At 68.5% G+C, this 19,495-nt stretch carries 15 protein-coding genes; 9 read left to right on the top strand and 6 right to left on the bottom strand.

The features are described 5' to 3' along the window. Positions 1-30: 30 nt before the first annotated feature. A complete protein-coding gene (locus WDJ58_RS14935; protein ID WP_338914063.1) occupies positions 31-1,998 on the top strand; it encodes a histidine kinase N-terminal 7TM domain-containing protein in 1,968 nt (655 codons plus the stop codon). A 70-nt stretch (positions 1,999-2,068) separates the two neighbouring features. Here the strand turns inward: WDJ58_RS14935 and WDJ58_RS14930 are convergent, their stop codons facing one another. Beyond that, complete coding sequence (locus tag WDJ58_RS14930; protein WP_338914062.1) at positions 2,069-2,605, bottom strand: NUDIX domain-containing protein; 537 nt, start codon at positions 2,603-2,605, stop codon at positions 2,069-2,071. A gap of 321 nt (positions 2,606-2,926) precedes the next feature. On the opposite strand from WDJ58_RS14930, the gene WDJ58_RS14925 reads away from it, so the two are divergent. Then, complete coding sequence (locus WDJ58_RS14925; protein WP_338914061.1) at positions 2,927-3,652, top strand: helix-turn-helix domain-containing protein; 726 nt, start codon at positions 2,927-2,929, stop codon at positions 3,650-3,652. Here WDJ58_RS14925 and WDJ58_RS14920 read toward each other — a convergent pair. After that, entirely contained in the window at positions 3,644-4,399 is a 756-nt protein-coding gene (locus WDJ58_RS14920; RefSeq protein WP_338914060.1) for a creatininase family protein, read from the bottom strand. The two genes, WDJ58_RS14925 and WDJ58_RS14920, sit on opposite strands and share 9 nt — an antisense overlap. Before the next feature lie 100 nt (positions 4,400-4,499). On the opposite strand from WDJ58_RS14920, the gene WDJ58_RS14915 reads away from it, so the two are divergent. After that, positions 4,500-6,497, top strand: coding sequence for a prolyl oligopeptidase family serine peptidase (locus tag WDJ58_RS14915; RefSeq protein ID WP_338914059.1), 1,998 nt, complete (start codon positions 4,500-4,502; stop codon positions 6,495-6,497). A gap of 153 nt (positions 6,498-6,650) precedes the next feature. Here the strand turns inward: WDJ58_RS14915 and WDJ58_RS14910 are convergent, their stop codons facing one another. After that, complete coding sequence (locus WDJ58_RS14910; RefSeq protein ID WP_338914058.1) at positions 6,651-7,880, bottom strand: RNA-guided endonuclease InsQ/TnpB family protein; 1,230 nt, start codon at positions 7,878-7,880, stop codon at positions 6,651-6,653. Between the two features lie 223 nt (positions 7,881-8,103). On the opposite strand from WDJ58_RS14910, the gene WDJ58_RS14905 reads away from it, so the two are divergent. The 3 genes from WDJ58_RS14905 (at position 8,104) to WDJ58_RS14895 (ending at position 12,684) form a co-directional block, all read left to right on the top strand. Continuing rightward, positions 8,104-9,339 (top strand): Zn-dependent hydrolase, encoded by a 1,236-nt coding sequence (locus tag WDJ58_RS14905; RefSeq protein ID WP_338914057.1) that lies wholly within the window; start codon positions 8,104-8,106, stop codon positions 9,337-9,339. 69 nt (positions 9,340-9,408) lie between these two features. Then, a complete protein-coding gene (locus WDJ58_RS14900) occupies positions 9,409-11,007 on the top strand; it encodes an N-acyl-D-amino-acid deacylase family protein (protein ID WP_338914056.1) in 1,599 nt (532 codons plus the stop codon). A 144-nt stretch (positions 11,008-11,151) separates the two neighbouring features. Beyond that, on the top strand, positions 11,152-12,684 hold the full coding sequence (locus WDJ58_RS14895; protein ID WP_338914055.1) for a M81 family metallopeptidase: 1,533 nt from the start codon (positions 11,152-11,154) through the stop codon (positions 12,682-12,684). A 222-nt stretch (positions 12,685-12,906) separates the two neighbouring features. Here the strand turns inward: WDJ58_RS14895 and WDJ58_RS14890 are convergent, their stop codons facing one another. From WDJ58_RS14890 to WDJ58_RS14880, 3 genes are all read right to left on the bottom strand, one after another. Then, positions 12,907-14,334: an amidohydrolase gene (locus WDJ58_RS14890; protein ID WP_338914054.1), complete on the bottom strand. Its 1,428-nt coding sequence runs from the start codon at positions 14,332-14,334 to the stop codon at positions 12,907-12,909. A gap of 66 nt (positions 14,335-14,400) precedes the next feature. After that, complete coding sequence (locus tag WDJ58_RS14885; protein WP_338914053.1) at positions 14,401-14,763, bottom strand: hypothetical protein; 363 nt, start codon at positions 14,761-14,763, stop codon at positions 14,401-14,403. Then, complete coding sequence (locus tag WDJ58_RS14880; RefSeq protein WP_338914052.1) at positions 14,760-15,203, bottom strand: hypothetical protein; 444 nt, start codon at positions 15,201-15,203, stop codon at positions 14,760-14,762. Before WDJ58_RS14880 ends, WDJ58_RS14885 begins: the two co-directional genes overlap by 4 nt. A gap of 458 nt (positions 15,204-15,661) precedes the next feature. Here WDJ58_RS14880 and WDJ58_RS14875 point away from each other — a divergent pair, with 458 nt between their 5' ends. From WDJ58_RS14875 to WDJ58_RS14865, 3 genes are all read left to right on the top strand, one after another. Further along, entirely contained in the window at positions 15,662-16,162 is a 501-nt protein-coding gene (locus tag WDJ58_RS14875; protein ID WP_338914051.1) for a hypothetical protein, read from the top strand. A 500-nt stretch (positions 16,163-16,662) separates the two neighbouring features. After that, positions 16,663-18,462 carry an ABC transporter substrate-binding protein gene (locus tag WDJ58_RS14870; protein WP_338914050.1) on the top strand — a complete coding sequence of 600 codons (1,800 nt, stop codon included), beginning with the start codon at positions 16,663-16,665 and terminating at the stop codon, positions 18,460-18,462. A gap of 49 nt (positions 18,463-18,511) precedes the next feature. Further along, on the top strand, positions 18,512-19,495 hold the full coding sequence (locus WDJ58_RS14865) for an ABC transporter permease (protein WP_338914049.1): 984 nt from the start codon (positions 18,512-18,514) through the stop codon (positions 19,493-19,495).

Here is a 19,495-nt window from a genome sequence, read left to right as displayed (position 1 = left end):
GTGATATTCGAGCGGGACGTCGTATGAGGAATGACTCCTGCCGCCGACCGCTCGGAAGTCCTCTCCGACGTCCTCGCGGCGGGGCTCCCGGCGTCGGTCCCGGAGCCGCTGGTCGCCGGGATCGGGGCGACGGCCCCCGGCTGGCAGGTGACGCCGTACGCGGCGCTCACCTTCGCGGCCGCCGTCGTCGCCGTGACGTTCGCGGCGGCGATGTGGCGCTCGGAGCGCCAGCCGGGGACCGTGGCCCTGCTGACACTCGCGCTGGGGGCGGCGTGGTGGTCGCTGCTCTACGGGCTCGAGCTGTCGAGCACGACCCTCGCCGGAACGCTCCTGTTCGCCCGGCTCGCGTACCTGGGGATCGTCGTCGTCCCGGTCTCCTGGTTCGCGTTCGCGCTCGCGTACACCGGTCACGGACACCACCTTCGGCCGTCGACGGTGGGGGCACTGGCGTCGCCCGCCGTGCTCGCGGCGGCACTGCCCTGGACGAGCGGGGCGAGCGACCTCTTCTGGGCGTCGACGTCGCTCGCGTACGGCGGTCCAGGCGTCCTCCTGGCCGTCGAGTACGGGCCCGCGTTCTGGCTCTGGTCGACGTACAGTTACGTACTCCTCGGCGTCGGGACGGTCCTGCTGCTCCGGTCCGTTCCGCTCGACGCTCGCCTCTTCCGGCGACAGACCGCGCTCCTGGTCGTGGGCGTCGCCGCCCCGTTCCTGTCCAACCTGGCGTACCTCCTCCGGATCGGGGGGACGACACTCGACGCCACGCCGCTCGGGTTCGTCGTCTCGGCGCTCGCGCTGGGTGCCGGGTTCCGGCGGTACCGGCTGCTCGACGTCCACCCGGCTGCCCGGGCGGTCGCCCGCGGCGAACTCGTCGAGCGGATGTCCGAGTCGGTCGTGGTCCTCAACGGCGAGGGGCGGATCGTCGACGTGAATCCCCGGGCGAGAGCGGTCCTCCGTTTCGACGACGACGAGGACGTCGTCGGTACGGCGCTCGACTCGGCCGCACCCGAACTCGCCGCGATCGTCGACGAGACCGATCGCCCGAACCGGGAGTTCACGACGGGTGACCCCCCGCGTCACTTCGAGGTCCGCGTCTCTACGCTCCGGGGGAACCACGGCCGGTCGGTGGGACGGCTGGTCGTCCTCCACGACGTGACCGAGCGCCGCCGCCGCGAGCATCACATCGCCGTCCTCAACCGCGTGCTCCGCCACGACCTGAACAACGACATCGCGGTCGTCGAGGGCTACGCGGAGCTGCTCGCCGCGAATCCCGGCAACGGCGAGTACGCCGAGGTGATCGCCGAACGGGCCGCCGAGATGGCCGACCTCCTCGGGCGGGTACGGGACGTGGAGCTGGCCCTCGAGTCCGGCTCCGTCCCCCTCTCCCGCGTCGACCTCGTCCCCGTGATCGAGGAACAGGTCGACGGCGCGCGACGCGCTCACCCGTCGGTGACGTTCGAGACCGACCTCCCGACCTCGGAGGACGTCTACGCCATGGACCTCGTCCACTCGGTGGTCGACAACCTGGTGGAGAACGCCGTCGAACACAACGACAGCGACGACCCGTACGTCGGGGTGTCCGTCGGCCGGGAGACCGAGGGCGAACGGTCGTACGTGACGGTCCGGGTCGCCGACGACGGCCCACGTATTCCCGAGCCCGACAGACGGGTGCTCGTCGGCGACGAGGCCGCACGGCTGGAGGACGCCGGCGGGTTGGGCCTCTGGCTGGTCAACTGGATCGTCTCCGAGTCGGGCGGCGAGGTAGCCTGGGAGCCGAACGAACCGCGGGGTAACGTCGTCGTCCTCCGCCTCCCCTCGGCCGAACCGGAACCCGGCGCGGGTGGCGACGGCGACCCCGCCCCTCGCCGAACGTCGAGGGGGTGGACACACGGAGGGCGGTCCCGTCAGACCTCGACGAGTAGGAGTCCACAGTCACCCTCGGTTCGCCGATGTGCGACGACCGCCGGCCCCTTCGGTGTGGTCGCTACGGCGGTCCTATAGTAGCGTCCGGAACCGATAACGCACTCCGGACGGACGTTCCCCGTCCGTGAGGAGGGACTTCCAGACGCTACTACAGCTCGCGGAGCTCCTCGTACCGCAGGTCCTCGGGGAACGTGGACCACCACTGCACCGCCTCGACGTCGGAACCGACGGGTCGGGCCTCGCCGGATTCGTGACTGGCGGTGAACAGGGCGAAGGGTCGCGGGACGGGCGGTCGACCCGTCCCGTCGTCCGCGTAGAGGAGGTGGATCTGTGCGAGGTCCTCGACGACGCACGTCACGCCCGCGTCCTCGCGGACGGCCCTCGCGGCACACGACGACAGCGACTCGCCGGGTCGACGCTCCGTCCCCGGGTCGGACCACTCCCCATCACCGCCGTATCGGATCAGGAGGACGCGACCGTCCGCGTCGGTGACTAGCGCACCGGCCCCGCCGACGACCCCCACCGACCCGTACGTCTCCCGGAGCCGGTCGTAGGTGTCCGGCTCGCACGGCCAGCGGCGACGGATGCAGTCGGCGCGGCCGTACTCGGCGAGGAGTTCGGACACGACGCGGTCGGCGTGACGCCGAAGCGCCGGCGCACCGGCTCCGCGGCCGCGTCGTTCCATACTGCCACGGACGGCGGGAGCACTCAAGGGGCTGTCGCTCGCGTCGGTCGTACCCGGTTCCGGTACGTCCCGACCGACCGAATGGGACGGACGCGCCCGCTCACCGTATCTCCACGTTCCGACGCCGCTCTACCGGCGCTGTGGTCCGGGAAGACGACCCGGAGAGCGGACGCGACGTCGTTTCGACGTATTCGACGGGAGGAGGGGAGAAGAACGGAAGTTCGAAAGGGGGAGATTCGAACAACCTCTGCCGATAGCGACGATCGACCAACATTGAGGGGTAGCAGTACGTACTTATCCACCACTCCTGAACTTCCCCTCATGTCCCAGTCGACCATCGACGGGGGGTCGGCCCCGACGCGGACCTCACAGCTGGCGCTACGTATCTGGCATCCGGACTGCTGGACACTGGAGACGACGGCGCGAGTCGACGCCGGGCTCGTCGTGCGCGGGGTCTACCACACCGATGGGATCACGAGGGCCAGGTGTACCACCTACGCGGACTCGAGGGCCGACATCGAGGACCTGATCGCGGCGATCACGGACACCTCGCTGACGGACACGGTGTACCGGCTCCACGAGTACGCCAGCCCGGGAGCCGGGAGGAACACCGCCGCCGGGAACACGACCGAGGAACTGCTCGTCGAGTACCGGACCGCCAACAGCATCCACGACGCCTTCGTGGAGCGTGGCTTCGTCCCCGAGGAGCCGATCCGTATCCACGGTGGGGAGGAGTACTGGACGACCGTCATCGCCGAGGACCGGTCGACGATTCGGGACCATCTGGACGAGATCCGGAGGGAGACGAGCGCCGAGATCTCGGTCGAGGGGATGAAGTCCCCCGACGCGCGGACGAACCGCACCACGCCGACGGCCCGACTCTCGGAGCGACAGCGCGAGGTGTTCAGACTCGCCCAGCGCGAGGGCTACTACGCCTGGCCCCGGGACGTCTCCGCGGACGATCTCGCGACCGACCTCGGCCTCTCGAAGACCACGGTACTCGAACACCTCCGGAAGGCGGAGGCGAAGCTGCTCGGATCACTCTAAGGTCGCCCGCGCCTCCCGCACCTCGTCCGCGTACGCCCCGGCCACGTTCTCGAGGATCGCTTCGCCCGCCTCCGCGCTCGACTGACGGGCGTCGCCGAGCACGCCACTCTCGGTGAAGTACCGGAATCCCTTGCTCAACAGCGCCGGCACCGGGAGGCTCCCCTCGTAACCGCGTTCGCGCTCCTCCGTCCTGACGAGCGCCTCGCGGACCGCGAGGATGATGCTGGTCTCGTTCGCACCGGCGTGGACCACCGGCTCCTCGTAGTCGATACCGCCCGCCTCCAGTCCCTCGTTCATCAGCTCCATGAGCCGGTCGAGATCCGCGAGCGTGATTACGTCGATCGACTCACACTCGCGGGCGATCTCCGGCGCTGCCGTCTCGACAGGGGCGAAGTTCCCCCCGTGGGAGGGGAGGAAGACGACGTACTCGAAGCCGTGTCGCTCCAGCGACTCGGCGTAGCCGGAGAGCAGATCCATGAGCACGCCGGCATCGATGGAGACGGTTCCGGGGAAATCCATGTGGTGACCCGACACGCCGGGGCGGATACAGGGGGCGACCAGCGCGTCACCCAGCCGTTCGGCGACCCGCTCGGCGATGGCCTCACCGATGTACGCGTCGGTCCCCAGCGGCAGGTGAGGGCCGTGCTGTTCGGTCGATCCCACGGGGACGATGGCCGTCCGAACGCCGTCCTCGACGGCCGCCTCGACCTCCGTCCACGTCAGCTCTTCCAGTAAAACGGTGTTCACGCGTCCACCTCGCCCGGCCGGCGGAGTATACGTTTTCCTCCCCTGGCGTCTGTCACCAGTGAACACAGAGTTATAGCGCGGGGTTCCATACCGGCGTGTCGTGACAGCGCTCTCGATCGGTGACGTACTCGACGTGACGTATCCGGGACCACCGTCGTGGTCGGACGACGGCGACTACCTCGCGGCGACGGTGTACGAGGACGACGGCCGGGCGCTCCAGTTCGCGGCCGCGGACGGGAGTCCCCTGTGGCGGTACCGCCCGGAGGAGGCTCACGTGAGCGCGTTCGCCTGGCGACCCGGGGGGCGGGAGTGTCTGGTCGCCACCGACGACGATCGAACCCTGCTGGTCGGCCCCGCGGCGGAGACCGTCCGGACGCTCGTCGAGGCCGCGGAGGCCGGGCACGCGTGGTCGAACGACGGCGATCGGATCGCGTGCTACCGCGATGGGGTGCCGTGGGTGGTCGACGTCGAGACGGGCGCGGCGAGGGCGTTCGACGTCCCGGAACGCGGGCCGTACCTCGCCGAGGAACGCATGTTCGCCTGGTCGGACGACGACTCGCTACTCGCCTACCGATTCGTCGATCACGACACCAAACAGGTCGGCGTGGTCGACGTCGGGACGGGCGACCTGTGCTATCGGACCGACACGCCCGCGTCCGATCGTTCCCCGGCGTGGCTCTCGGGGGACCGGCTCGTCCTCGACCGCCTCGCCGACCACGCCACCCGTCGCGAACTCGTCCTCGTCGACCCCCACGAGGGCACCGAGTCCGTCCTCGTCCGGGAGGAGGAGCCCGAACTCGGGATCGTCTCCCGCGGCGCACCCGCCGTCTCGCCCGCCGGCGACCGCTTCGCCGTCCCGCTGCCGCTCGACGGCTGGGACCACCTCCACGTCGTCGACGAGGACGGATCCGAACAGGTCACGAGCGGCGAGTTCGAGGACAGGGGGCTGGCCGACTCGACGCCGCGCTGGCTCGGCGACGGCGAGCTGGTCTTCTCCTCGAACCGCCTCGCGCCCGAACAGCGCGGAGTCTACGGTCTCGACCTCGACACCGGGGAGGTACGCCCGCTCGTCGAGACGCCGGGCACCAGCGTCCACCCCGCCCCCTCGCCGGACGGCGAGCGCCTCGCGTACGTCCACGCCGACACCGAGTGCTCGCCGGAGCTCCGCGTCCGCGACCTCGGGGCCGACCCCGGTTCGACGGGGGTGCGGGTCACCGAGTCGGCCGTCGGGGAGTGGCCGGCCGACCCGATCGAACCCGAGCGAGTGGTGCTGGAGACCGACGACGGGGTCGAGGTGCCGGCGTTCGTGGTCGACCCGCGCGGGACCGACGCCGTCGACGGCGACGCGACCGACCTCCCGGCGGTGGTGTGGGTCCACGGCGGTCCGATGCGCCAGATGCGCCACGGCTGGCATCCGGACCGGGCCTACGGCCTCGCCTACACCGTCCACCAGTACCTCGCCCACCGGGGCTACGTCGGCCTCCTGGTCAACTACCGCGGCGGCATCGGCTACGGCAAGGCGTTCCGTCAGGGCATCGCCGCCGACCCCGGTGCCGAGGTCGACGTCGACGTCGTGGCCGCCGCGGAGTACCTGAAGGGTCTCGACCACGTCGACCCGGACGCGGTGGCGATCTGGGGGCTCTCCTACGGCGGGTTCGCGGCCCTCCGGGTGCTCGGAACCACACCCGACGCGTTCGACCTCGGCGTCAACCTCGCGGGGGTCGCCGACCGGTTCGTCTACGAGGAGTGGGCCACCGAGACGAAGTACCCACCAGCCGAGTCGAGCCTGCCGTCGACGCTCGGCGGCACCCGCTGGGAGTCACCCGAGGCGTGGGAAGCGGTGAGTCCGGTAACTCACATGGAGGACTACGAGGTGCCGCTCTACAGCTTCCACGGCACCGCCGACCGCTACGTCAACGTCGAACAGCTCGACGTCGTGGTCGAGGAACTCCTCGAGCTCGGTGCCGACTTCGAGTTCGAGTACTACCCCAACGAGAGCCACGTCTTCTCGAAACAACGCGTCTGGGAGCGGGTCCTCGAACGGATCGAGGCGGCATTCGAGGCGGAACTCCGTGCCCCGACGGGCGAGGCCGAATAGCGCGCCCGGCGGTGGACTGAGTAGTACCGAAGCGCCCCCGTGCCCGGTGAGCGTCGCGGGAAGCGGTAGAGTCAACTACCCATCCCTAACTCGGCCTGTCGGCCTCGTTTGAGGGAGGGGCTTGTCAGTGGACTCCGGCTCTATCCGTCGCGCCTATGCGACGGTGGACGAATAACGTCCGTTCGCGTTCAATGTCCCTGACTTCAAGGCCACGTTGACTCGTGGCCGTCCGCCGATGGACTTCTGCCGTCGACGGACGTGCTTCATTGCGATATTTTTCGATGCGTTGTAGTCCGCATGGACCGCGTACCCACACTTCTGACACTCGAATCGGTGGTCGCCGTTCGGACGATTCTTTTCGAGCGTCGTTCCGCACTTCGAGCACCGTTGAGAGGTGTAGGCCGGATTGATCTGTACTACGTCGATGCCGTACTCCTCTGTCTTGTACTCGGTGTACTCGTAGAGGCGGCGGAACGCCCAGGCGTGGAATTTCTTTGCACCGGGCATCCGGTCGCGGATGTGCGTTAGCTCCTCGAAGGCGATAGCGTCACAGTCGTAGGCGTCGGCCTCTTGGACGAGTGCTTTCGAGATACAGTGCAGGTAGTCGTCGGCCCACCGGGTTTCGCGTTTTCCGATGGACTCTATCGTGCGGTGAGCGGACTGCGTACCACGTTGTTGTAGCGATCCACGGACCTGTTCGTACTGTTCCCGGCGGTGGTTCAGGTAGCCGCCGGACCACATCTTTCCGGTCGAAGTCGCGGCGATCGTGTCGATACCGAGGTCAACGCCGAGGACAGTAGTGTGCTCGGTCGAAGAATCAGACTCGGGTTCACCGTCGCCGTCGTAGTTTCGAAGGCTGATGTGCAGGAACCACTCGTCCGCGTCGGCGTCGTACTGTAACGTCGCCATGCGCGGTTCGTAGTCGTCGTTCAACAGGTAGCGTCCGTGCGGCGTACCCTCTGGATCGCCGGGGAGAACGTAGTCCACGCGGATACGACCGTCTACCGTCGAAAGGGTTGCGTGGTGCTCGTTGAACGTAGCAGAACGCTTGTCGTACACGACTGACGGTTTTCGGAACGTTGGTCGGGACGTTCGTTCGCCGTCTTTGAGCCGTTCAACGCCGGACTTGACCGCTTCGACGGCCCGGCGGATGCCCTTCTGGACGAGGTTCGCCGTCAGGTCTGTATCGGCTTTCAGGTCCGCGTACAACGCACGTTCGGCCTTCGCCTTCGAGGTAACGTGGTATCCGTCGTCGCCGTGCCAACACCACTCGGATGCGGTGTTCGTGCAATGCTTGAATTGATCGATGGTGCCGCTAAGCGACTCGTCGGCCCCTTCGGGTAGATCAAGCTTTGTTATGACGGTACGACGGAGTTCGGCCACACTTCACATTCCACGACCCGTGCTTAAGTACATCACGGGGTCGGCAGGCCGTAGCCGGGCAATCCCGGTGGTCGGTAGGCTCCTTTCGACGTGTGGGTCGGTCCAAATTCCCAGCTATACGGACGCGCTCCTCCCCCACCTACTCGCTCGCTCCGCTCGCTCCTTGAGGAGGGGGCCTCCGCGCTACCGATAAGGTGAAACGCGACAGGGCTGATCCCGGACCATGAGAGCCACGATCGACGCGGATCGACTCCGCGAGCGGTTCGACGCGTTCAACGAGATCGGCGCGACCGAACGCGGCGGCGTCGATCGGCCCTCGCTCTCCCCGGAGAACCGGGAGGCCCGCGACCGGCTGGTCGAGTGGTTCGAGGCGGCCGACCTCGCGGTCACCGTCGACGAGATGGGTAACCTCTTCGGACGGCGGCCGGGAAGCGACGACTCGCTCGCGCCCGTCCTCCTCGGCTCGCACGTCGACAGCCAGTACAACGGCGGGCGCTACGACGGGGTCCTCGGCGTCCTCGGTGCCCTGGAGGTCGTCGAGGCGCTGAACGACGCGGGGACCGGGACCGAGCGACCCGTCGAGGTCGTCGCCTGGAGCAACGAGGAGGGCGTCCGGTTTCAGCCGGACATGCTCGGAAGCGGCGTCTTCGCCGGGGTCTTCGACGTCGAGTACGCCCACGGCCGCGAGGACAAGGAGGGGAACCGCTTCGGCGACGAACTCGAGCGGATCGGCTACGCGGGGACCGCGCCCTGCGAACCGCGCGACCTCCACTGTTACCTCGAACTCCACGTCGAGCAGGGACCGTACCTCGACGAGGGGGACCTGAGCATCGGCGTCGTCGAGGGCGTCTACGGGTTCTCGTGGGCGAACGTCGCCTTCGAGGGACAGGCCGACCACGCCGGCCCGACCCCGATGCACCTGCGACACGACGCGCTCGTGGCGACGAGCGACGTCGTCCAGTCCGTCCGGCGGATCGCCGGTACCGGGGGAGCCGACCTCGTCGGCACCGTCGGGTCGATCGACGCCCACCCCAACTCGATCAACGTCATCCCCGAGCGCGTCGAGTTCACGCTCGACTTCCGCTCGTACGACGACGGCGTGGTCGAGGCCGCCGTCGACCGGGCGCGGCGCGAGGTCGAGTGGGCCGCCGAACGCGAGGACGTCGAGTGGGAGTTCGAGGAGATCATGCGCATCGACGCCGCCCCGTTCGCCGACGAGTGCATCGAGGCGGTCGAGCGGGCCGCCCGGTCGGTGGTCGGCGAGGACGACTACACGCGCATCGTCAGCGGTGCGGGTCACGACGCGAGCTACCTCAACGAGATCTGTCCCACCGGTATGATATTCGTCCCGAGCGTCGGGGGGATCAGTCACGTCGAGGAGGAGTACACCGAGTGGGAGGACGTCGTCCGCGGGGTGGAGGTCCTCCTCGGGGCGGTACTGGAGAAGGCCGACGAGTGACACCCCCGGCCCGTCGCCCCCTCACATAGTCGGGTACGTGCTTTTCCCCCCGATTCGTGAACACGCGCCATGGCCGTAGACCTCCTGTTCGAGAACGCACGGATCGTCGACGGGACGGGCGCACCGTGGTTCCGCGGCGCGGTCGGCGTCACCGACGACGTGATCTCCCACGTGATCCGCGGGACCGACCACGGGCTCGACGCCGACGAGCGACTCGACCTCGACGACGCGGTCGTCTCGCCGGGGTTCGTCGACACGCACAGCCACTCGGATCTCGAACTGTTCTCCGACCCGACGCTCTCGCCGAAGCTCAGGCAGGGCGTCACGACCGAGATCCTCGGTCAGGACGGCTTCTCGATGGCACCGATGTACCGCGAGGGGGGTACCGAGGAGTGGGCGAAACAGCTCGGCGCGCTCGCGGGCCGCTCGGATCGGGAGTGGACCTGGGGGTCGACGACGGACTACCTCGACGCCGTCGAGGGGGACGGCGTCGCGATCAACCTGGCGATGCTCGTCGGCCACGGTACCGTCCGGTTCAACGTCATGGGGATGGCCGACCGCGCGCCGGACGACGGCGAGCTCGCGGAGATGCGGGAGCTCGTGGTCGAATCGCTGGAGGAGGGCGCTGTCGGCTTCTCGACCGGCCTCATCTACACGCCCTGCGTCTACGCGGGGACCGAGGAGGTGCAGGCGCTCGCCGCCGAACTCGCCCCCTACGGGCGGCCGTTCGTCGCGCACGTCCGGAGCGAGGGCCGCTGGCTCTGGGACGCCCTCGACGAGTTCGTCGACATCGGTGCCGAGGAGGGGATCCCGCTCCACCTCTCGCACTTCAAGGTGGGCGGCCGGATGCAGCAGGGCAAGACCGATCGGGCGCTCGGGCTCGTCGAGACCGCCCGCGAGCGCGGGGTCGACCTCACGGCCGAGCAGTACCCCTACACGGCCGGGAGCACGATGCTCTCGGCGATCCTTCCCCCGTGGGTCCACGCCGACGGGCCCGAGGGGACGCTCGAACACCTCCGTGACGAGGCCGACCGCGAACGCATCCGTGAGGAGATCACGGGCTGGGAGATCGAGGGCTGGGAGAACATCGGCGCGCTCACCGGGTGGGACGGCGTCGTCATCGCCAACGTCCCGAGCGAGGAGAACGAGGCCTACGAGGGGATGAGCGTGGCCGAGATCGCCGCCGAGCGCAGCACCGGGCCGATCGACGCCGCCTGTGACCTCCTCGTCGAGGAGGAGCTCGGAGTGAGCATGATCCTCCACCAGCTCGCCGAGACCGACGTCCGGGCCATCCTCTCCTCCGAGCGGGTCTGCGTCGGCTCGGACGGCCTGTTCGGCGGCAAGCCCCACCCCCGGGTGTACGGCACCTTCCCGCGCATCCTCGAGAAGTACGTCCGCGAGGAGAACCTCCTCACCCTGGAGGAGGCGATCCGCAAGATGACCTCGCTCCCCGCACGGGCGATGGGCCTGGGGTCGAAGGGGGTCCTGCGGGAGGGGATGGACGCCGACCTGGTCGTCCTCCGGCCGGAGGTGGTCGAGTCCCGCGCGACGTTCGAGGACCCCCGTCGGCATCCGATGGGGATCGATCACGTCGTCGTCAACGGCGAGTTCGCCGTCAGGGACGGCGAGACCACCGGCGACCTGCCCGGGCGTGCGGTCACGAAGTGACACGCGTCTCCCGGTCGCTCTCCGGACTCCCGGCGCTCGACCGTCGTCCGGCCCCCGGGTGCCGCACCGCCGGGCGTCCGGTGGCGCTCGGACCTGTACATGAGAGGGGGTCTCTTTAACTCCGTGTCGGGAGATTCCGCCCACATGACGGACGAAACTGTCCTCGTCGGGGGGTTCTCACACGAGACGAACACCTACGCCACGGGCACGACCGATCGGGCGCTCTTCCAGGAGCGCGAGGAGTACTTCGGCGAGGAGATCCCGGAGAAGCTCCGGGGGACGAACACACAGATCGGCGGCGTCATCGACGTCGCCGAAGCCGAGGGCGTCGACCTCCGTTTCACCGTCTCGGCGTCGGCCACGCCGAGCGGCGTCGTCGCGGCCGACGCATACGAGTTCTACACCGGGGAGATCGTCGAGGGGGTCGAGGAGCACGCCGCCGACCTCGACGGCGTGATGCTCTGTCTCCACGGCGCGATGGTGCCCGAGGGGATGGACGACGGGGAGGGGCCGCTCATCGCACGCGTCCGCGAAGTCGTCGGCGAGGACGTCCCCATCTCGGTCACGCTCGACCTCCACGGCAACGTCACCGACGAGATGGTCGCCGAGGCCGACTCGCTCGTCGCCTACGAGTCCTACCCCCACGTCGACAGCGGCGACACCGGGCGCAACGGAATGCGCGCGCTCGTCGGGACGATGCGCGACGAGATCGACCCGGTGATGCACGTAGAGCGCCCGCCGGTGCTGGCGATGGGGCCGAAGCAGAACACGCTGGAGGGGCCGATGTCGGAGGTGATGGCGAAGGCCCGCGAGTACGAGGCCCGCGGCGATATCGTGAAGGTAAACGTCTTCCCCGGGTTCCACCAGTCCGACATCCCGAGCATGGGCTGTTCGGTGCCGGTCGTCGCCGACGGCGACCCCGACGCGGCGCGTGAGGTCGCCCGCGAACTCGCCGAGTACATCTGGGACCGGCGCGAGGACTTCGTGGGCGACTATCCCGGGCCCGCCGAGGCCGTCGCGGAGGCAAAGCGCCTGGCGGCCGACCTCGAGGAGGACGACGGCTTCGTCCTGCTGGCCGACACCGGCGACAACCCCGGCGGCGGCGGCGCGACCGACGGCACGACGGTCCTCCGGGAGATGATCGACCAGGGGCTCACGAACGCGGGGTTCGCCATCATCCGCGACCCGGAGGTGGTCGAGCGGTGCGTCGCGGCGGGCGTCGGCGAGCGCGTCACCGTCGACCTCGGCGGGAAGACCGACGACCGCCACGGCGAACCGATCGAGGACCTGGAGCTCTACGTGAAGACCATCACCGACGGGGAGTTCGTCAACACCGGGCCGATGGGGACCGGATCGGAGAACCACCTCGGCCGGGGGGTACTGGTGACGTGCGGCCACGGGGACGGCGTTCGCGTCATCCTGACCGAGAACCGGATGCAGCCCCTCGACGCCGAGATCTGGCGGCACGTGGGCGTCCAGCCCGAGCGGCTCGACGTCATGGTCGTCAAGTCCACCAACCACTATCGGGCGGACTACGAGCCGATGTGCTCGACGAACATCCCGATCAACAGCCCGGGGCTGATCGCGATGGACCCGCGGAAGTTCGAGTTCTCGCGGATCCGCCGCCCGCAGTTCCCCCTCGACGAGATGGCCGACGACGACTACCCCGACTGGTAGTCGCGGCCGTCCGACCGTCCCGCGGCTGCCGGTCGCCCGGAACGAGGCTCCCGCGTCCGGGAACGGGCTCCGTCGATCGGCGTTGTTCCCATCGCCTCGTCGGCTACGGGTGACGGGGCGGCCCGCGAGCGGTGCTAGCACTGCGAACCGCCGAGGGGAACGGCTCCGGCTCGATACTGTCCCTCCCCGATCACGAGGGGGACCGCGTTCGCCCGCTCCGGATCAGTCGTCGCCCATCGCGGTCACGTCGACGGGCGGTTCGGCCTCGGGGGGGAGCGGCGTCTCGTAGGCGTCGGTGCCGATCTCCTCGTCGAACTCCGCCCGCGCTGCGGCGAGCCGTTCCGGGTCGGCCAGCAGGTCGTAGGTCGCCCCCGCGAGGACCTTCGCGGCGAAGGTGATCCCCTTCAGGCCGAAGTCGCCGTTCGCGGCGACGACCTGCCAGGAGTGCCCGGGCGCGCCGACCGGCCACGTCGCGCCGCGGAACTGGCCCGTCGGCGTGATCCAGCTCACGTCGCCGACCTCCGTCGAGCCGTGGCTCTGCTGGCCCTCGTCGAAGGCCTCGACGGGCTCGGAGTAGAGCGGCTCGTCGCGGATCTCCTCGTACAGCTCGTCGGGGACGTCCGAGAGCTGGGCGTCGATCCGGTCGTCGGGCACCGTCGCCTTCAGGTCCGCGGCGAACTCCCGGTCCGCCTCGTCGTAGTCGATCGGGCCGATCTCCCGCATGTTCTCCCAGATGGCGTCCGTGACGACCTCGTTGGCGCGGTAGTCGTAACAGCCGGTGAGGAACCGTTCGGAGACCTCCGTCTGTGACATCGTGGCGGCGGCCCCGGCGATGTCACGGAGCCACTCGGTGTTTCGCTCGACCTCCTCCCGCTCGGGTGCGCGAACGAAGTACCAGACCGTCGCCTCGCTCGGGACGACGTTCGGGGCCTGGCCACCGTTCGTGATAGCGTAGTGTATGCGGGCGTCGTCGGTGATGTGCTCGCGCATGTACTCGACGCCGGTGTTCAGAAGTTCGACCCCGTCGAGCGCGCTCCGGCCGGACTCGGGCGCGCCGGCGGCGTGGGCCGAGACGCCCTCGAACGTGAACATGAGCGAGTTGAGGGCGTTCGACGCCCCCATCCGGGGCGTGCTGAGGGTCCCGGGGTGCCACGTCAGGGCGGCGTCCAGGTCGTCGAAGACGCCCGCGCGGGCCATGTAGGTCTTGCCGACGAGCGTCTCCTCGGCCGGACAGCCGTAGAAGACGACCGTCCCGTCGATCTCCCCGGCGTCGATCGACTCCTTCAGCGCGACGACCGCGCCGACGCCGGCCGTCCCGAAGAGGTTGTGCCCACAGCCGTGCCCCGGCCCGCCCGCCTCTATCGGGTCCTTCTCGGCCGTCACGCTCTGGGAGAGCCCCGGGAGCGCGTCGTACTCCCCGAGGATGCCGATGGTCGGCCCCTCGTCCCCGTAGGTCGCGACGAACGCCGTCGGCATCCCGCCGACGCCCCGCTCGATCTCGAACCCTTCGGCGGAGAGTGCCTCGATGAGCCGCTCCGCGCTTTCCTCCTCGTGGAGTCCGAGTTCCGGGTTGTCCCAGAGATCCTCCGCGATTTCGACCAATCGTGGTTCGTCGTCGTCGATTCGAGCGAACACCTCGTCCTTGCTCATATCGGCCCTCCGATAGAGACCGGGATAAAGGTACGTCTCCTGGGTGGCGACTCCCGGTCGTGAGGGTCAGGGGAGCAGGCCCACGTATATCGCGACGAGGGAGTAGACGAGCGTGACGACCAGGAACGGTATCTCGGGGATGTCGTACGTGACGTACAGGAGGACGAAGAGGAGGTACGGCGCGGCCAGGAGCACCGATTCGATGGCGTACCACTGGCGCGGGCTCACCCCGACCCGCTCCCGGAGCCGATCCCGCAGTAACGGCTCCCGGATCGTCGACGGCGCGTCCCAGTCCTCGTCGTCCCCGTCCCGCGGCGGTCCGCCCCCGCGACCGGCCGGCGGTCCGTCGTCCTCGGGGGCCCCGCCGGCACCCGGTCGATTCCAGTCGGCGTACTCCTCACGTTCTCGTGTCTCGTCGTGGTCGCTCACAGTGTCACCTCCGTCGGCTCGATCGGTATCTCGAACCTGTACGCGTTGTAGACGCGCACGGCCACGCTCCCGCCTACCGTGACCCGATCGCCCTCGGCGAGCTCGCCGTCCACCTGTCGGAGCGGCACCACGCCCGTGATCCGCTCCTCTCCGGGCGGGAGCTTCCGATGCTCGTTGTACGGCGTGCTCGCCAGCCCGCTCGCGTTATCGCCCGACAGCGAGATCGTGACGTACTCGACTCGCACGGCCCGGCGCATCGAGTTGTGGACCCGGAGCGTGACCACGGCCCGCTCCTCGAGGGTCGCGTCGACGACCGACGCCGTCGACCGATCGAGGGTCGTGACGGTCGCGTAGTTGCGCTCGGCCTCGGCGACGACGACGACGGAGAGCAGCGCGAGCGCCACGAGGGAGGCGAGAACGAGCCGCCGGGAGCGGGTCACGGTCCGACGCTCCGAGCCGCGTCGTTCGCCGCTCCGATACCGACCCTCCACCGGACGGCGGACGGCCCCCTCCGATCGTTCGGACCGGAATCTCGCACCCCGCATCGCCGTTCACCCGGGGGGCGTTCCGGTCCCGTCGCCGTTCGAGCGGCGGCGGCGGTCGCCACCGTGCCCGGAACCGGGAGGGGACCGGCGCTCGGGGCGGCACACGGCCGCCAGCGGCTCCGACCGGCCTCCCGTGGATCGCGGCGTCCGGATAGCACGGTTCGGCTGTGGTGACTCGTCGGCTAAAACCTTCCCACCCCGGAGCGCCGCGGTCGACGGGGTCACGCCGTCGACGATCGCCCGGATGCGGGCGACAGTTTCCACGCGATCCGGCCGGCCGGGAGGATCCGGCGATCGGCGGACGGGACCGCCCCCGGGCCAAGTTTCATGCCCGGTCTCGGCGAAGCGCGGCCATGGGACTCGAGGAGATCATCGAGGTGGCGGAGGAGGTGGGGAACCGTGACGAACGCCGTCGGGACGTGTTCCTCCGGGAGTTCGAGGCCTACGAGGCGGACGAACTCGACGTCTTCGAGGAGACGCGGGCGGCGCTGGGGGCCGAGCGCGACGCCCTCGCGGAGCTCCGCACCGAACTCGACCGCGAGGAGGGGAGCATCGAGGAGCTGATCGACCGGACGGAGTTCCTGACCGTCGACCAGGCGGTCCGCAACCGCGACGCGACGCTCGGGAAGCTCCGGGCGCACAACGACCACCTCGGGGCGTTCGTCGAGGCGATGGACGAGGCGCTCGAACGCGTCGAGCGCAACCTCGACGCCCTCGAACGCGAGGGGCCGGAGGCGGTGTCGGCCGACCCCGACCCGGCGTTCGAGCGCGCCCACGAGGCGCTCGAAGCGCACAACACGGCCGTCGAGGGGCTCGACAGCAACATGATGATCCTGAACGCCTACCTCATCTGATCCGCCTCACCACCCGTCCCGTTCCGACGGCCACGCGGTCGGGGAGTCGACGGACGAGCGACCGCCGTTCGCCCGGTGCGATCGAACCGATCGGGTCGGTCGTCGCTCTGCGTCAGGGGTGTCGGGGGCGATGGGGGTCCGGCCACCACCCACGGCCCGGAGCTGACATCTCCCGTACCAGGGTACCCTTCGTGTAACCTGTCCGGATATCCGGTCGCGGGAACGAGGGTGTGACATCCGATTTCGCATCGTCACTCCGTCCGCCGTTGTTGAACCCATATATTGCATAAATCAACCAACTGGTCGGCTAATTTTGGCGTCGTTCGGCCCGTCGCTCCCGATCTCCCGGGAAGGGGGGAGAATCGCCGGATTGCACGGCGATTTCGGCCAAGTCCTAATGACCGATTCAGAACTGAATCGGCCGTCATACATGGATTTCCTTCCGCAAGCTCTACCCTGCTCGGTAGCTTTATGTGTTCATGTCCTGAGGCTGTGTTCGTATGTCAAACGATAATCGGCGCGAGTTCCTACGGAAGATGGGGGTAATGGGAGCGACGGTCAGCGGTATCAGTATCGCGGGTTGCTCCGGCACGGGGGGCGATGGCGGTGACGGCGGCGATGGCGGTGACGGCGGCGACGGGGGGGACGGCGGTGACGGCGGCGACGGGGGGAGCACACCCGACACGGGCGAGAAGGTCGTCGAGGAGGGGCTCCCCGAGGAGCGCCGGATGGGCGAGGTCGTCCACCTGAGCAACACGGAGCGATACTACGCCGCTCGCTACCAGGCCAACCGGCTGGTCGACGAGCGACACCGCGAGGAGCTCGGGATCCCCCAGCAGACCGAGCCGCTCGAGTTCACGGTCGTGACCGAGCGCGAGAACAGCGGGGACTTCGACCTGGTCACGTACAACTGGACCGCGAACAACGGCGAGCCCGACAGCGTCGTCTACCAGCGGTTCCACGAGGACGGGTCGACCAACTACGGGGGATTCTCCAACGACCGGATGAACGAGGTCGCGGAGCAACAGCGGGTCGAGCAGGACCGCGAGACGCGCCAGGAGCTGGTCCACGAGGCTCAGCAGATCGTCGGCGAACAGCGGCCCGAGAGCCAGTACCTCTACAACCTGAACACGTTCGCGATCAACACCGAGCGGTTCGCGGAGGACTCGATCGTGAACGCCGTCACGGGGATACGGAACATCTTCCACTACACCCAGGTCGAGCCGCTGAACGACGAGGGCAGTACGATCGTCACGAACAACTGGGACCCCACCGACCAGCTCAACCCGCTCCACGCCAACGGGGTCGGTCCGAGCCGGAACTGGGTGCCGACGCGGTTCATGCACGACTTCCTCGTCCGTCTGGACCCGAACCTCGAGGCCACGCCCTGGGCGGCGACGGAGTGGAACTGGGAGGACGACACGACGATCACGTTCGGGCTGGAGGAGGGGATGACGTTCCACGACGGCGAGCCCGTCACCGCCAGCGACGTGAAGTTCACGTTCGACCTGATCATGGAGACGGAGCCGCCGGTGTACCTCAACAACGTCGTCGACGTCGTCGACAGCGTGGAGACGAACGGCGACCTCGAGGTGACGTTCAACTTACAGCGGCCGTACGTCCCCTTCATCCTCGTCACGGCCGGGGCGACGCCGATCCTCCCCGAACACTACTGGACCCAGATGATGGAGGAGGCGGGCAGCGACGTGAACCCGTGGCAGATCAACATCGACAACGACAACCCGATCATCGGCTCCGGTCCCTTCCAGTACGGCACCTGGGACCAGGGGTCGCGGTTCGAGATGCCGGCGCACAAGGACCACCCGTTCGCCGCGCCGAACATCGACATGCGGATCCAGCGCCCGTTGTCGACCCGGGACGCCGAGCGCGAGGCGCTGATCGGCGGCGACTACGACCAGCTCGACTACTGGTTCGGCGACCTCCAGCGGCTCCAGGACACCTGTTCCAACCAGGACCACCTGACCCACGTGGAGTCGCTCGGTGACGGTCGGCAGGCGACATGGGTCAACTGCCAGCGGCCGCCCTACGACGACGTGGCGATGCGACAGGCCTCGAACGCGATCACCTACGCGCTCCAGCCGACCATCATCGAGGAGCTGTACGACGGGTTCGGCGAGCGGGCGATCTCGCCGATCAACACCTCAATGCAGTTCTGGCACAACCCGGACACGCCGGTCTTCGAGGGGACCGCCACGGCCGTCGAGATCCTGAAGGACGCCGGCTACGTCTGGGACCCCGACGGCAACATCTACTACCCGGAGGGCAAGACCGAGGGCTAACGGTCCACGTCACCGTACTGCACACACCTCAATATCCTCCGGCCAAAAAATGGTAAACAAACGATACGTCCTCCGACGTCTGCTGATGATGTTCGCATCGCTACTGACGATCATCACCGTCCTGTTCTTCCTGTTCAGGCAGGTTCCGGGTGGTCCGATGTCCGCGATCGTGAGCCCCCGGATGAACGAGGCCGCGAGACAGGCGGTCATCGCACAGTACGGCCTCGACGAGCCGCTATGGAAGCAGTACCTGCTGTACATGTGGAACGTCTTCCACCTCGACTTCGGGCAGTCGTTCTACTACGGGCAGTCGGTGTACTCGCTCATCGCCGACCGGTTCCTGAACACGATGAGCCTGATGCTGACGGCGCTGGTCATCTCCTACTCGGTCGGCACCTACCTCGGCGCCCATCTGGGGTGGCTGCGGGGAACGAGCAAGGAGCGGGCCGGGATGCTCGTCGTCCTCCTGATCCGCTCGACCCCCGTGTTCTGGACCGGGATGATCGTCCTGTACGTGTTCGCGTTCCAGCTCAACATATTTCCGCTCGGCGGGATGCGGGGTATGCAGGCGAGCTACACGACGAACGCGGAGAAGTTCCTCAGCCTCGACTTCCTCTATCACCTGGTGCTCCCCGTGTTCACGCTCTGTACGTTCTACACCGGGCTCCCGCTGTTGCTCATGCGCAACAACCTGCTCGAGGTGCTCTCGGAGGACTACATCAAGACGGCGCGGGCGAAGGGGCTGGCCGAGCGGCGTATCCTGTTCCGACACGCGGCGCGGAACGCGGTCCTCCCCGTCGTGACGGCGTTCGCCATCGCGATCGGCTTCGCCGTCGGTGGACAGGTGCTCATCGAGCAGGTGTACTCCTGGCCCGGGCTGGGTCGCGAGATGGTGCAGGCGTCGCTCCGCAGCGACTACCCGCTCGCCCAGGGGGCGTTCATGCTGCTGTCGGTGATCGTCATCACGATGAACTTCTTCGCCGACCTGACCTACTCGTACCTGGATCCACGGGTGCGGCAAGGGGGGAACTGA

The organism is Salinirubellus litoreus, from assembly GCF_037335815.1.
Lineage (GTDB): Archaea > Halobacteriota > Halobacteria > Halobacteriales > Haloarculaceae > Salinirubellus > Salinirubellus litoreus.
This window is presented reverse-complemented; position numbering and strand designations above follow the sequence as displayed.

Coding starts and splice junctions, on each gene's coding strand:
- WDJ58_RS14890 (WP_338914054.1), bottom strand. CDS start 14,334: ATGAGCAAGGACGAGGTGTTCGCTCGAATCGACGACGACGAACCACGA.
- WDJ58_RS14870 (WP_338914050.1), top strand. CDS start 16,663: ATGTCAAACGATAATCGGCGCGAGTTCCTACGGAAGATGGGGGTAATG.
- WDJ58_RS14935 (WP_338914063.1), top strand. CDS start 31: ATGACTCCTGCCGCCGACCGCTCGGAAGTCCTCTCCGACGTCCTCGCG.
- WDJ58_RS14895 (WP_338914055.1), top strand. CDS start 11,152: ATGACGGACGAAACTGTCCTCGTCGGGGGGTTCTCACACGAGACGAAC.
- WDJ58_RS14905 (WP_338914057.1), top strand. CDS start 8,104: ATGAGAGCCACGATCGACGCGGATCGACTCCGCGAGCGGTTCGACGCG.
- WDJ58_RS14865 (WP_338914049.1), top strand. CDS start 18,512: ATGGTAAACAAACGATACGTCCTCCGACGTCTGCTGATGATGTTCGCA.
- WDJ58_RS14900 (WP_338914056.1), top strand. CDS start 9,409: ATGGCCGTAGACCTCCTGTTCGAGAACGCACGGATCGTCGACGGGACG.
- WDJ58_RS14925 (WP_338914061.1), top strand. CDS start 2,927: ATGTCCCAGTCGACCATCGACGGGGGGTCGGCCCCGACGCGGACCTCA.
- WDJ58_RS14875 (WP_338914051.1), top strand. CDS start 15,662: ATGGGACTCGAGGAGATCATCGAGGTGGCGGAGGAGGTGGGGAACCGT.
- WDJ58_RS14930 (WP_338914062.1), bottom strand. CDS start 2,605: ATGGAACGACGCGGCCGCGGAGCCGGTGCGCCGGCGCTTCGGCGTCAC.